Origin of the sequence: Kitasatospora sp. YST-16, assembly GCF_026802215.1 — a bacterium.
Classification (GTDB): Bacteria; Actinomycetota; Actinomycetes; order Streptomycetales; family Streptomycetaceae; genus Kitasatospora; species Kitasatospora cineracea.
Window position 1 is genome coordinate 1250171 of record NZ_CP113837.1, and the last position, 13341, is coordinate 1263511.

Here is a 13341-nt window from a genome sequence, read left to right on the forward strand (position 1 = left end):
TACCGACGGGGCGCCGCTCAGCCGTTGCGCGGACCGGCCCCGGTGGAGCCGCGCATCACCAGCTCGGGCTGGAACATGAACTCGGAGCGCTGCGTCGGGTTCCCGCCGACCTCCTCCAGCAGGGCGTCGACGGCGGCGGTGGCCATCGCCTCGACCGGCTGGCGGACGGTGGTCAGCGGCGGCTCGGTGAACGCTATCAGCGGCGAGTCGTCGAACCCGACCACCGAGACGTCCTGCGGCACCGTCAGCCCGCGCTGGCGCACCGCCCGGATCGCGCCGAGCGCCATCATGTCGGAGCCGCAGACGATCGCGGTGCAGCCCTTGTCGAGCAGCGCCTGGGCCGCGGCGTGCCCGCCCTCCACGCTGAACAGGGTGTGGTGGACGAGCTCCTCGGCCTGCTCGGGGGTGCGCCCGGTGAGCTGCTGCACGGCGGCCGTGAAGCCCTCGATCTTGCGCAGCACCGGCACGTACCGCTTCTGGCCGACCGCGAGGCCGATCGTCTCGTGGCCGAGCTCGACCAGGTGCTGGACGGCCATCCACATCGCGGCCCGGTCGTCCGGCGAGATGAACGGCGCGGCGATCTTCTCGCTGTAGCCGTTGATCAGCACGAACGGGACCTGGCGGCCGGTGAGTTTGGCGTACCGGTCGTGGTCGGCGGTGGTGTCGGCGTGCAGTCCGGAGACGAACACGATGCCGGCGACGCCGCGTTCCACCAGCATCTCGACGAGTTCGTCCTCGGTGGAGCCGCCCGGGGTCTGGGTGCACAGCACCGGCGTGTAGCCGTGCCGGCTGAGCACCTGTTCGATGACTTGGGCCAGGGCCGGGAAGATCGGGTTGCTGAGCTCCGGGGTGATCAGGCCGATCAGCCCGGCACTGCGCTGGCGCAGCCGGGTGGGCCGCTCGTAGCCGAGGACGTCGAGCGCGGCCAGCACGGTCTGCCTGGTGGTCGCGGAGACGCCCGCCTTGCCGTTGAGGACGCGGCTGACGGTGGCTTCGCTGACCCCCGCCTGCGCCGCGATGTCGGAGAGTCGCGCCGTAGTCACGATCCCAGAGCCTATTGCAACCACGTCAGACCGCCCACCATGCGGTGCTGTCGGCCGGGAGTTCGACGCCGTTCTCCGTCTCGACAGCCTCGGCGGAGGACAGCAGCATACGGCCGGGGGCGGGGATCCGGACGGTTTCGCCGGTGGTGTTCACGGTGCACACGAACGAGCCTTCGGCCGACTCGCGCCGGAACGCCAGCACGCCCTCGGGGGCGGGCAGCCACTCGACGCCGGTGCCGGCGCCGAGCGCGGGCTGCGCGCGGCGGACGGCCAGCGCGGAGCGGTACAGCTCCAGCGTGGAGGTCGGGTCACCGGTCTGGACCTCCACCGAGAGGCCGGCCCACTCGGCGGGCTGCGGCAGCCAGCTGGGGCCGCCCTCGTTCGGGCCGAAGCCGTAGGGGGCCTCGGTGCCGGACCACGGGATCGGGACCCGGCAGCCGTCGCGGAAGCCGTCCTGGCCGGCCTGCCGGAAGAACGACGGGTCCTGGCGGACCTCGTCGGGCAGGTCGGTGACGTCGGGCAGGCCGAGCTCCTCGCCCTGGTAGACGTACGCGGAGCCGGGCAGCGCGAGCATCAGCAGGGTGGCGGCGCGGGCCCGGCGCAGGCCGAGGACGCGGTCGCCGGGGGTGCGGATCTGGGTGCCCAGGCCGGGCGGGTTGGCGAACCGGGTGGCGTGCCGGGTGACGTCGTGGTTGGAGAGCACCCAGGTGGTGGGGGCCTGCACCGGGCGCATCGAGTCGAGCGAGACGTCGATCACCTCGCGCAGCGCGGCGGCGTCCCAACCGGTGCCCAGGTACTGGAAGTTGAACGCCTGGTGCAGCTCGTCGGGGCGGACGTAGTTGGCGGTGCGCTGGACGGTCGGGGTCCAGGCCTCGGCGACGCCGATCCGGTCGCCGGGGTACTCGTCGAGGATCTGCCGCCAGCTGCGGTAGATGGCGTGCACGCCGTCCTGGTCGAAGAACGGCATGACGTCGTTGCCGAGCAGCTTGAGCTGGTCGTGGCTGCCGAGGTCGGGCAGGCCGGGGGCCTTGACCAGGCCGTGGGCGACGTCGATCCGGAAGCCGTCGACGCCCATGTCGAGCCAGAACCGCAGGATGGAGCGGAACTCGTCGGCGACCGCCGGGTTGTCCCAGTTGAAGTCGGGCTGCTCGGGGGCGAACAGGTGCAGGTACCAGTCGCCGGGGGTGCCGTCCGGGTCGGTGGTGCGGGTCCAGGCCGGGCCGCCGAAGATGGACTCCCAGTCGTTGGGCGGCAGTTCGCCGTCCTCGCCCTTGCCGGGGCGGAAGTGGTAGCGCTCGCGCAGCGGGGAGCCGGGGCCCTCGCGCAGCGCGCGCTGGAACCACTCGTGCTGGTCGGAGGAGTGGTTGGGGACCAGGTCGACGATGATCCGCAGGCCCAGGTCGTGGGCGTCGCGGATCAGCGCGTCGGCGTCCAGCAGGGTGCCGAACATCGGGTCGACGGCCCGGTAGTCGGCCACGTCGTAGCCGGCGTCGGCCTGCGGGGAGGCGTAGAACGGCGAGAGCCACACCGCGTCCACGCCCAGGTCGCGCAGGTAGGGCAGCCGGCTGCGGATGCCCGGCAGGTCGCCCATGCCGTCGCCGTTGCCGTCGGCGAAGCTGCGCGGGTACACCTGGTAGATGACCGCGTCCCGCCACCAACCGCCTCTGGAGGCCCCGGTGGTCGCAGCAGTCGTCCGAGCGGCGGGAACGGCGGCGGGCCGGGAGGCGTCGGCCAGGTTCTGGGTCATTGGACAGTCATCCCTCGGAGGCTGTGGAAGTGACGTGGAGGTGGCGCGGGTTCAGGACTTCGCGGCGCCGGCCGTCAGGCCGGTGACCAGGTGGCGCTGCACGAGGTAGAAGACGACCGCGGCGGGGATGGCGATGAGCACCGAGGTGGCGGCCATCAGCTGCCACTGGTGGTCGTGCTCGCTGACGAACGAGGACAGGCCGACCGCCAGGGTGTACTTGTCGGACGAGAGCATGAAGGTCGAGGCGTAGGCGACCTCGCCCCAGGCGGTGAGGAAGGAGTAGAACGCGGCCACCGCCAGGCCCGGGCGGGCCAGCGGCAGGATCAGCCGCCAGAAGGTGCCGAACGGGGAGAGCCCGTCGACCCGGCCGGCCTCGTCGATCTCCACCGGGATGGTGTCGAAGTAGCCCTTCATCAGCCAGGCGCAGTACGGGACGATGGTGGCCGAGTAGACCAGGATCAGGCCGGTGTAGGTGTCCAGCATCCCGAGGTTCGACAGGATGTAGTACATCGGCACGATCAGGACCGCGATCGGGAACATCTGGGTGACCAGCAGGGTCCACATCAGCTGGCGGTGGCCGGGGAAGCGCATCCGGGAGACCGCGTAGCCGGTGGAGGCGGCGATCAGCACGCCGATCACGGTGGTGCCGGCGGCCACGATCGCCGAGTTGCCGAACCAGGTGAAGAACCCGGTGTCGTTCATGACCTTGCCGTAGTTGGCGAAGGTCATCTTGTCGAGGATCGCCGCCGGGTGCAGGTAGTCGTTGTCGTCCGGGCCGAGCGAGATGTACGCGATGTAGACCACCGGGAACAGCGCGATCAGGCTGGCGACGACCAGGGCGACGTGGGTGAGCGCGGCGGCCAGCGGGGAGGACTGGCCGCGCAGCCGGACCTTGGCGGGTCGCTTCGCGGGGGCCGTGTCGGCGGCGGGGCGGTCGGCGGTGAGTGTCATGGGGCTGCCTGCCTGGTCGGGTTCCTCGGTCTGGGGGACGGTCTCGGCGCTCATCCGTTGGCCTTCTCGTTCCGGTCCAGCCAGCGGCGGTAGAAGGTGGTGAAGACGATCAGGATCGACAGCAGCAGGATCCCGTAGGTCGCGGACTGCGCGTAGTCGGCGGGCTGCTGGCCGAAGCTGAGGCGGTAGGCCCAGGTGACCAGGATCTGCGCGTCGGGGGCACCGGAGCCGAACAGCAGGAAGATCAGCGCGAACTGGTTGAAGGTCCACAGCACGCCGAGCAGCACCACGGTGGAGGAGACGCTGCGCAGGCCGGGCAGGGTGACGTGGCGGAAGCGCTGCCAGGGGGTGGCGCCGTCCATCTCGGCGGCCTCGTACAGCTCCTGCGGGATCGACTGGAGGCCGCCGAGCAGCGAGATCATCATGAACGGCACGCCGACCCAGGTGTTGACCATGATCACGGCGGCCTTCTGCGCCAGCGGGTCGGACAGCCAGGCGGGTTCGGGCAGGTGCAGGAAGGAGAGGAACGCGTTGACGGCGCCGCCGTCGGCGAGCATGAGGCGCCAGGAGAAGACGGTGACAAAGGTCGGCACCGCCCAGGGCAGGATCAGCACCAGCCGGTACAGGCCGCGGCCGCGGATCTTCCGGTTGAGCAGCAGCGCCAGGCCCAGGCCGATGCTGTAGTGCAGGAGCACGCAGATCCCGGTCCACAGCACGGTCCAGATCAGGTGCGACCAGAAGCGGTCGTAGGCGGTCGGCCCCCACAGCACGTCCGCGTAGTTCTGCAGCCCGATGAAGTCGAAGCTGTCGGGGATGTGGTTGACGCCGATCTGCCGGCCGACGTTGAGGCTGTTGGCGTTGGTCAGGGTCAGGTAGATGCCGCGCGCCAGCGGGTAGCCGACCAGCACCCCGAGGACGATCACGACCGGCGCGATCATCGCGTACGCGTACCAGTACTTCGAGTACGACAGCCTGATGCGCTGTGCGACCGCAACTGCCATGGAAAGACACCTTCTCCGGGAGGTCCGCCGCCTGCCTCGGCGACTGCTGGGGGACTGACGGGTCCGCCCGGCCCACCGTCAGGTGTGGGCCGGGCGGCCGATCCGATTACTTCTTGAAGTCCGGGAGGAGCTTCGCGTAGTCGGCCTCGGTGGCCTCCAGGCCGGCCTTGGTGTCGGCCTGGTCCTGGACGATCTTGCCGAGGGCGGTGCCGAAGGAGCCGAACAGCGAGGCGTACTCGGGCAGTTCGGGCCGCGGCTGGGCGGAGGTCAGGATCGCCTGGAAGTCCGCGATGCCGGGGTTGGCCTTGACCTCGGCGGTGTAGGCGTCGCTGCGGGTGGGCAGGGTGCCGTTCTTCAGCGCGAGGAAGGTCTGGCTCTCGGCGGAGGTCAGGAACGCGGCGAGCTTCTCGGCGGCGGCCTTGTGGGCGGCGTCGGAGCCGGCGTAGACGGAGACGTTGTGGCCGCCGGTGGGGGCGCCGCCCTTGCCGGTGGAGCCGTTCGGGACGGCGGCGATGCCGAGGTTCTTCTTGTCGGCGAACGCGGCGCCCTTGTAGACGTTGGTGACCTCCCACGGGCCCTGGATGATGGCCGCGACCTTGCCGTTGTTGAAGGCGTCCATCATGTGGGCGTAGGCGTCGGTGGTGACGTCGGCCTTGACCGTGCCGGGCGAGGTGAACATCGACTTGTAGGTGTCGATGGCCTTGACGGCCTCGGGCGAGTTGATGGTGATCTTCTTGCCGGCGGCGTCCACCATGTTGGTGCCCTCGCCGTACAGGAACGGCATGGCGTAGTAGCCGTCCGCGGCCTTCAGCCAGAAGCCGTCGACGCCGGCCTTCTCCTTCAGCTGCGCGGCGTCGGCCTTGAGCTCGTCCCAGGTGGTGGGGGCGGCGGTGATGCCGGCCTTGGCGAAGAGCTCCTTGTTGTACATCAGCGCCAGGGTGTCGGTGACCAGCGGCACGCCGTAGGTCTTGCCCGAGTACTTGGCCTGCTGGATCAGCGAGGGCTGGAAGACGGAGGCGTCGGTCAGCGCGGGGGTGCCGTCCAGCGGCTCCAGGTAGCCGGCCTTGGCGAAGGCGGAGGTCCAGCCCACCTCGGCGCGGAAGACGTCCGGCGCGCCCTTGGCACCCATCGCGGTCTGGAGCTTGTTCTGCGCCGTGTCGAACGGCACGTTCACGAAGTTGACCTTGACGTTCGGGTTCGCGGCCTCGAACTTCTTGACCAGCTCCTGGTAGTTCGGGGCCTCGTTGGTCGCGTTCGAGGTGTCCCAGTAGGTGATGGTGACCGGTCCGTCGCTCTTGCTGTCCGAGCCGGAGCCGCTGCTGCTGCAGGCCGCCATGGTGACTGCCAGAGCCGCAACGAGAGCGGAGGCCGCGATGCCACGCCGCATGGAAACTCCTAGGAAAGGTGGGGGTGCCCGAGATGGAGGAGGACGGCGCATAATGGCTGTCCGAAGCCGACTGCGCCGTTGCGGCCGCCGGGCTTGAGCAGGAACGTAACAGCGCGGCAAGCATTGCTGAAAGTCCTTGCAGCAAGTTTCTGCAAGGCGACGGCGATCGTTACGTCCACGTGTCCTTAGAGTTGCCGTCACGCGTCTTGACCATCCGTCGCCTTGCGGAAACTCCTTGCAGTCGCCGGGCACGGAAGAGCCCCCGGGAGCAGCGCTCCCGGGGGCTCCTCGATCAGCCGCGGCTCAGCCGGCGGTGCCCAGCCGCAGCACGGTGGTGGACCGGAACTCCTGCCCCGGCCGCAGCTCGGTCGACGGGTACGACGGCTGGTGCGGCGAGTCCGGGTGGTGCTGGGTCTCCAGCGCCACCCCGGCGTACGGGCCGTAGGCCGTCCCGGACGGGCCGGTGACCGCGCCGTCGAAGCCGTTCGCGGTGTACACCTGGATGCCCGGCTCGGTGGTCAGCACCTCCAGCGTCCGCCCGCTGCCCGGGTCCGCCAGCAGCGCGGCGCGCACCGGCGGCCCGTCCGCGGGCCGCTCGCGCAGCACCCAGTTGTGGTCGTAGCCGCGTGAAAGTTTCAGCTGCGGGTGCCCGTCGTGGATCTGCTCGCCGATCGCCCGGGCGGCGGTGAAGTCGAACGGGGTGCCCGCCACCGGCTCGTACGGGCCGTACGGGATCTGCCGCTCGTCGACCGGGGTGTACGCGTCGGCGTCGACGGTCAGCAGGTGGCCCAGCACGTCGCCGCGGCCCTCGCCGGCCAGGTTGAAGTAGGCGTGGTTGGTCAGGTTGAGCACCGTCGGCTTGGTGGTCACCGCCCGGTAGGAGATGGCCAGGTCGGAGCCGGTGAGGGTGAAGTCCACCCAGACGTCCAGGGCGCCCGGGAAGCCCTGGTCGCCGTCCGGCGAGTGCAGGTGCATCCGCACCCCGCCGGGGATCTCCTCGGCGTCCCACACCCGGTGCGAGAAGGAGTCGGGGCCGCCGTGCAGGGTGACGCCGCGGCCGGTGGGCAGCAGCGGGTGGTCCTCGCCGTCGAGGGTGATCCGGCTGTCCGCGATCCGGTTGGCGTACCGGCCGACGGTGACCCCGTAGTGCTTGGCCGGGCCGAGCAGGGTGCCCACGTCCTCGCTGGTGAGCAGCAGTTGGGCGGGGGTGCCGGAGCGGTCCGGGGCGGTCAGGGTGTGCAGCGCGGCGCCCAGGGTGATCACGGTCGCCTCGACCGGCCCGGCCCGCAGCGTCCAGCGCTCCAGGCCCATCCCGGCCCCGGAGTGGTCGTACGGTGCCCGGTGCACCTCGGTGGGCTCGGCCGGCGCGGTCATGGGGCTGCTCCTCGGTTCGTGATCATCCTGCCCGGTCAGCGTAGCCCGACCCGGCGCGCGGACCGGCGACCCGCCCCGCGCGCCGACCGGATCGGCCGGGCCGTCAGCCGGCCTGCCCGGGGCCGTCGGTGGGCATCCCGAGGGCGTCCGCGAGGCCCTCCGGTCCGGTGCCGAGCTTGCGGTGCACGGCGGCCAGCCGCTGCTTGACGATCCCCAGCGGGATACCCAGCTCCTCGGCGATCCGCTGCGGCGGCAGCGGCCGGACCGCCAGCCGGGCCACCTCCCACTCCTGCGGGTTGAGGGCGTCCTTGGGCGGGGCCGGCGGCCGGCTCGGCTGCAGCCCGGCCGAGGCCAGCACGTTGCGGGCCCGCACCTCCAGCCCGTCCGCGCCGCAGTGCTTGGCCAACTCCATGCCCTGGTACAGGTGTTCCGCGGCCTCCAGGCTGCGGCCGACCTGCACCAGCGCGGCCCCGAGGTCGACCAGCGCGTGCGCGTGCTCGAAGCTCGCCGGGGAGCGGCCCAGCCAGCCGACCGCCTCCTGGAGCAGCTCGACGGCGTGCACGCCCTCCCAGACGCTGGCGGCCAGCCGCAGCGCGGTGCCGATCGCGGACGGCGAGCCGGACACCATCGCCCGGGCCACCGCGTCCTCGCCGTTCTTCCGGGCGGACGGCAGGTCCAGGTGCGCCATCGCCACCGCCAGGTAGCCGGCCCACGGGGCGTGCACGGTGGAGCGCCAGCCGCGCTTGTCCAGCCGGGTGCCGGTCTCGGCGAGCACCTCGACGGCCATCCCGTAGTCGCCGCGCGAGATCAGCAGCTTGCCGTAGATGGTGGCCACGTCGGGCAGCAGCAGCGCGGTCTGGTGGTAGGGCGGCAGGAAGCGGTACTTGACCGCGATCTCCCAGGCCTCGTGGTCGCGGCCGCGGGCCAGCAGGGTGTCGATCAGCGCGCCGACCAGGTTCCAGGTCAGCGGCAGCCCGGTGCCCATCCGGTCGGCGATCCGCAGGCCGCGGCGCAGGAAGTCCTCGGCCTCCGGGAGGAAGCCGCGGCGCAGCCGGGCGTAGCCCATCAGGAAGTAGGCGAAGCCGCGGTGCGCGCCGCTCCACCCGGCGATCTCGAACTCCAGGATGGCGGAGCTGAACAGCTTCTCGGCGCGGGCGAGTTCGTCGTTGTAGGCGAAGCACAGGCCGAGCAGCGCGGGCAGTTCGAAGTTCCAGGTGGTGTTGGTCCAGCCCAGGCCGCGCGGCAGCCGGCCGTCGACCAGGGCGTCCTCGGCGGCCCGCAGGGCGTCGGCGGCGCTGCCGCCCCGGAGCGTGAGGTCCCAGGCGTACAGGGCGCGGACCGGGTGGGCGACCTCGCTGTCCGGGTCGACCTCGGCGACCAGCCGGCGGACCCGCTCGGCGCGCCCGGGCCCGTCCTCCTCGTCCCGCTGCAGGGCGGTGTACAGCAGGTGGGCGACCAGCAGCCGGATCCGGCCGGGGCCCTCGGGGGCGCGCTCGGACTCGTCCAGGCAGAGCGCGGCGGCCGCGCTCAGGTCGCCGCTGTGGGCGATCACCTCGGAGAGCCGGAACACCGCCTCGACCCGCAGGTCGGGGCTGAGGCCGTTGTCCATGTCGATGGCGCGGCGCAGCTGGTTGGCGGTGGCCTCGGGGTCGGTGAGCAGGCTGGCGCAGGCGAGTTCGTACAGCACCTCGGCCTGGTCCTCCTCGTCCGGCGGCTCGTTGAGGGCGCGCTCCAGACAGCGGCGGGCGGCTTCGGGGGCGCCGATGGCCAGGTTCTCGGCGGCGGCCCGGCGCAGTTTGCGGACGATGACGTCGTCGCCCTCGCCGGGGTGGGTCTCCAGCAGGTGGCGGGAGGAGGAGAGCAACGAGCCGCCGCTGTTCTCGATCGCGGTGGCGGCGATGCCGTGCATGCCGGTGCGGACGCCGGGCGGGATCGACTGGTAGATCGAGGTGGCGATCAGCGGGTGGACGAACTCCAGCCTGCCGTTGGGCTGGCTGGTGAGCACCCGCATCCGGCGCAGCGCCTGGACGGACTCGCCGGACTGGGCGGGGCCCTGCCCGCAGATCCGGCCGGCCAGGTCCTCCTTGATCTCGGTGCCGAGCAGGGCGGCGGCCCAGGCGAACTGCAGGACGGTGGTGCCGAGCTTGTCCAGCCAGTAGTCGCGGCCCTCGCCGCGGGCCGCGGCGGCCAGGTCGCGCAGCCGGGGCGAGTTCTCCTCGACCGGTTCGAGGTTCTGGTCGCGGACCTCGCGCAGCAGCGCCACCGTGTCGTACGGGCCGCCGGCGGTGACCGCCCAGACCTGGCGGCAGAACGCGTCGTCGGCCTCGGCGAACTCGCCGTGCACGATGGCGGCCACCGACACCGGGTTGAGCGGCAGCAACTCGTGCTTGCGGGCGGCCCGTTCGTGGATCTGCTGGGCCAGCGCCCGGGCCTCCTCCTCGAACTCGTGCCGGTAGGCGAAGACCAGCAGCACGGGCAGCTCCCGGGCCCGCACCGCGAAGGACGCCAGCCAGGTCAGCGACTCCTGGTCGACGGCGTGCAGGTCGTCGACGATCACCACCAACGGGGCGCGCCGGGGCGCGAGTTGGGTGATGACGAAGTCCAGGCCGTCGCGGACGCTCTGCGGGTCGATCCGCTCGACCTCGTCGGACGGCGGGGCCAGTCCGACGGCCGGGGCGACGATGTTGTGCCAGCTGCCGAAGACCTCCTCGACCTCGGCCTCGGTCAGGTCGCTGAGCACCGGCAGGAGCAGCTGGCGCAGCACCCGGAACGGCTCCCGGCGCTGCCGCTCGTTGCCGCGGGCGAACAGCACGGTCGAGTCCTGGCGGGCGCCGGCGATCCGGCGGACCTGCTCCAGCATGGAGGTCTTGCCGATGCCGGGCGATCCGGAGAAGACCAGTAGTTCGCCGATCCTCAGACCGCCGGCGGCGAATTCCCGGCACAGCCTGTCCACGGCCTGATCGACGGAACGCAGTTCCTGATCGCGCTCCCACAGCCGCTGGCCGACCGGCTCCGCGCCGGCCTCCCGCTCCTGCGGCCCGTTCTGCTCTTCGGCCACGTCCGTCCCTCCGACTCGCCGTCCGGCACTCCGTTCCCGACCTTAGCGCCGTCGCGGGCCGCGCGGGCGGCGTTCGTGCAGGCAGGGGTGCCTGACGCAGGGTTAGAAGGCGTTGCCCGGGGCAAATGCCTTACCAGCCATGACATCTGACGATCCGATCGGATAACTTTCGGGCTACAAGGGTGTAGTTGATCTTCTCGGGGGAAGGCCATCGCCGGGACCGCGCATCCCTTGATCGGCGCCGCACCGGAAACAGGCCGCACTGGAGACACGTTGGCTGCAATACCCCCGCTTTTCTGCCCCATCCCGTCCGGCCTGCACCCCGATCACGAAGCCGTCGGCAAGAGCACCGAACTGTGGCTCGAAACGATGGGCTTCGCTTCGGACGCGGAACGCCGCCGCCGCCTCCTGGCCATCGGCGCGCACGAGTTCGTCTGCCGGATCGCCAAGGACGCCGAGGGCACCACCGGGCTGGAGCTGGTCTCTCAGTGGCTGTGCAGCATGCTCACACTGGACGACGAGTGGGACACCGGCAGGCTCAGCCGGGACCCGTCCCGTGTACTCACCATAGCAGCCACGCTACTCGCTGTTATCAATTCCGCGAATTCCCACCCGCACGAGACCGACCTGTACGTCGGCGCGGTGCGCGACGTGTTCGAACGGGCCCGGGTCTGGGCCCCAGCGCTGTCGGTCAAGCGCTGGGCGGACAGCCAGTTGGAGTCCTTCATGGGCGCCGCCACCGTCGTCGCCTACCGCTCCGAGCGCCGGCCGATGACGCTGGCCGAGTACCTGACGATCGGTCCGCTGGACCGCGGCAGCCGCTCCTGCATCGAGATCATCGAGGTCTGCGAGCGCACCGCCATCCCGCAGTCCCAACTGGACTCGCCCCGGGTGCACGCACTCACCGAGGCCGCCAAGTTCCTGGTGCTGGTCTCGGCCGACGTCTACTCCTACCGCCGCGAGGACGACCACGGCGCCCTGGAGAGCAACATCGTGGACGCGCTCCAGCGCCACCTGGACTGCGGACAGGAACAGGCCCTGCAGGAGGCCGCCGCCCTGCACGACCGCACCATGTGCCTGTTCCTCCGCCTCTCCGACCGCACCGGCCGCCGGGCCGGGGCCGAACTGCGGCGCTACATCCAGCAGTTGTCCAACCTGGTGAGCGGCAACCTGGAGTGGGGCTTCACCTCCGCCCGCTACACCGAGCGCACCCCGGGAACGCTGCCGGCCGCCGTGCGCGCCGAACGGCCCGCCGACGGCCGGCTCACCCCGCCGCCCTACCCCGAGATCGCCTGGTGGTGGGACCAGCTGTGGTGACCACCGGCCCCGGCCGGCCGCCGCGGACACCGCCGCACCCCGCGAACGCCGCACCCGGCACCGTCCGCCCCGGGTCCGCCGCCCGCGCTCAGGCCAGCAGCCTGGCCTTCGCGGCGGCGAACTCCTCCGGGGTGAGCAGCCCCTGCTGCACCAGCTGCGCCAACTGGGCCAGCTTGCTCGCCACGTCCTCGCCACCCGCGGCGGGGGCCGCGGGCGCGGCAGCCGGTGCCGGTGCGGCCGGCGGCGGGGCGTAGGCCGGCGGCTGCCCCGCCTGCTGCTGCGCGGCCCGGTCCTGCTCGGCCTGCAGCTCGGCGATCGCCCGGTCCTGGTCCTGCTCCTCGGCGGCCCGCCGGGCCCCGGCCCGGCCCGCCGCGTACGCGGCACCGCCCACCACCAGCCCGCGGGCCAGCGGGCGGCCCACCGGGCGGACCGCCCGGACCGGCCGGATCGGCCTCATCGGTCGGAACACGCCGTCCTCACTCTCCCGCCGCGACGCGCGCCTCGGCGGCGCGGACGGCTTCCTCGATGTTCTCCGGCGGAATGCGCACCCCGGAGGCGATCCGGCCGCCGACCGCGCGCAGCGCCGCGGCCGCCTCCGCGGCCCACAGGTGCTCGATCAGCACGATCAGCGCCGAGCTGCCGGGCTCCAGCAGCTCGGCCACCTCCTGGGCGTCCTCGGGCCCGATCAGCGGCAGTTCCTCCGCGTCCAGCCCCGCGACGCCCCGCAGGTGCTCGAAGTCGGTGAGCTCCCCGTAGGTGGCCTCGCCCTCGGCGTCCCGGAGCACCGCCAGCGAGTCGATCACCCGGACCCCGGCCGCGTCCCGCAGCCGGACCAGCGCGATGGCCGCTTCGGCGCTGATCGTCGCCTCGGGGAAGGTCAGGACGAGCAGTTCGGCCGGTCCCATCGGGGCTCCCTTCCGTGCACAGATTCCCGGATATCCCTCATATCGGGATGAAATCACACGAATCCGGGCACCCCTCGGCACGCCACGCGAGGCCGTCCCGGGCCGTGCGGGCGGCGGGGCGGTCTCCGAGTGGCCCACGGCGGCTGGCGGGCGGCGGTCCGGCGTGGTCACGTCGAGGCAGCATCCGCCCCACCGACAAGGAGCCAGCCGTCATGACCATCGCCGTCGACAAACTCTCCGACCCGGCCGTCCGCCGCCTGCTCGGAGCCGTCAACTCCGGTGACCGCACCGCCTTCTTCGCCGCCCTGACCGAGGACGCCACGATGTCCGACGACGGATCCGAACGCGACCTGGCGGACTGGGTCGACCGGGAGATCTTCTCCTCGCACGGGCACATCGAGGTGCAGACCGAGAAGTCCGGCGGCCGCGCCCTGGTCGCCGACTACCGCAACGACACCTGGGGCGAGATGCGCACCGCCTGGCGCTTCACCGTCGCCCCGGACGGCCGGGTCAGCCACTTCGACACCGGCCAGGCATAGGGCCTCCCCCGACGAGGGC

The 13341-nt window shown here is 71.9% G+C and carries 11 protein-coding genes; 2 read left to right on the forward strand and 9 right to left on the reverse strand.

The features are described 5' to 3' along the window. Nucleotides 1-17: 17 nt before the first annotated feature. From OU787_RS05690 to OU787_RS05720, 7 genes are all read right to left on the reverse strand, one after another. On the reverse strand, nt 18-1043 hold the full coding sequence (locus tag OU787_RS05690) for a LacI family DNA-binding transcriptional regulator (RefSeq protein ID WP_198545037.1): 1026 nt from the start codon (nt 1041-1043) through the stop codon (nt 18-20). A gap of 25 nt (nt 1044-1068) precedes the next feature. Further along, nucleotides 1069-2790, reverse strand: a complete 1722-nt coding sequence (locus tag OU787_RS05695) for a glycoside hydrolase family 13 protein (RefSeq protein WP_030462199.1) — start codon at nt 2788-2790, stop codon at nt 1069-1071. Between the two features lie 51 nt (nt 2791-2841). Further along, a complete protein-coding gene (locus tag OU787_RS05700; protein WP_030462198.1) occupies nt 2842-3741 on the reverse strand; it encodes a sugar ABC transporter permease in 900 nt (299 codons plus the stop codon). A gap of 50 nt (nt 3742-3791) precedes the next feature. Beyond that, nucleotides 3792-4742: a carbohydrate ABC transporter permease gene (locus OU787_RS05705; protein WP_035956442.1), complete on the reverse strand. Its 951-nt coding sequence runs from the start codon at nt 4740-4742 to the stop codon at nt 3792-3794. A gap of 106 nt (nt 4743-4848) precedes the next feature. Continuing rightward, nucleotides 4849-6129 carry an extracellular solute-binding protein gene (locus tag OU787_RS05710; RefSeq protein ID WP_030462196.1) on the reverse strand — a complete coding sequence of 427 codons (1281 nt, stop codon included), beginning with the start codon at nt 6127-6129 and terminating at the stop codon, nt 4849-4851. A 303-nt stretch (nt 6130-6432) separates the two neighbouring features. Continuing rightward, nucleotides 6433-7503, reverse strand: coding sequence for an aldose epimerase family protein (locus tag OU787_RS05715; protein WP_030462195.1), 1071 nt, complete (start codon nt 7501-7503; stop codon nt 6433-6435). 103 nt (nt 7504-7606) lie between these two features. After that, the gene (locus tag OU787_RS05720; RefSeq protein WP_268658737.1) at nt 7607-10561 is read right to left on the reverse strand and encodes an ATP-binding protein; all 2955 of its coding nucleotides are present in this window, start codon (nt 10559-10561) and stop codon (nt 7607-7609) included. 273 nt (nt 10562-10834) lie between these two features. Here OU787_RS05720 and OU787_RS05725 point away from each other — a divergent pair, with 273 nt between their 5' ends. Beyond that, nucleotides 10835-11878, forward strand: a complete 1044-nt coding sequence (locus tag OU787_RS05725; protein WP_268658738.1) for a terpene synthase family protein — start codon at nt 10835-10837, stop codon at nt 11876-11878. Nucleotides 11879-11966: 88 nt separating this feature from the next. Here OU787_RS05725 and OU787_RS05730 read toward each other — a convergent pair whose 3' ends face one another. Together OU787_RS05730 and OU787_RS05735 are read right to left on the reverse strand one after the other, a co-directional pair. After that, the gene (locus tag OU787_RS05730) at nt 11967-12347 is read right to left on the reverse strand and encodes an SHOCT domain-containing protein (protein WP_268658739.1); all 381 of its coding nucleotides are present in this window, start codon (nt 12345-12347) and stop codon (nt 11967-11969) included. Nucleotides 12348-12354: 7 nt separating this feature from the next. Further along, nucleotides 12355-12783: a DUF6325 family protein gene (locus tag OU787_RS05735; protein WP_268658740.1), complete on the reverse strand. Its 429-nt coding sequence runs from the start codon at nt 12781-12783 to the stop codon at nt 12355-12357. A 212-nt stretch (nt 12784-12995) separates the two neighbouring features. Between OU787_RS05735 and OU787_RS05740 the strand changes: the two genes are divergently transcribed. Next, on the forward strand, nt 12996-13322 hold the full coding sequence (locus OU787_RS05740) for a hypothetical protein (protein WP_030462191.1): 327 nt from the start codon (nt 12996-12998) through the stop codon (nt 13320-13322). Nucleotides 13323-13341 lie beyond the last annotated feature (19 nt).

Coding starts and splice junctions, on each gene's coding strand:
- OU787_RS05695 (WP_030462199.1), bottom strand. CDS start 2,790: ATGACCCAGAACCTGGCCGACGCCTCCCGGCCCGCCGCCGTTCCCGCC.
- OU787_RS05700 (WP_030462198.1), bottom strand. CDS start 3,741: ATGACACTCACCGCCGACCGCCCCGCCGCCGACACGGCCCCCGCGAAG.
- OU787_RS05705 (WP_035956442.1), bottom strand. CDS start 4,742: ATGGCAGTTGCGGTCGCACAGCGCATCAGGCTGTCGTACTCGAAGTAC.
- OU787_RS05710 (WP_030462196.1), bottom strand. CDS start 6,129: ATGCGGCGTGGCATCGCGGCCTCCGCTCTCGTTGCGGCTCTGGCAGTC.
- OU787_RS05715 (WP_030462195.1), bottom strand. CDS start 7,503: ATGACCGCGCCGGCCGAGCCCACCGAGGTGCACCGGGCACCGTACGAC.
- OU787_RS05735 (WP_268658740.1), bottom strand. CDS start 12,783: ATGGGACCGGCCGAACTGCTCGTCCTGACCTTCCCCGAGGCGACGATC.
- OU787_RS05740 (WP_030462191.1), top strand. CDS start 12,996: ATGACCATCGCCGTCGACAAACTCTCCGACCCGGCCGTCCGCCGCCTG.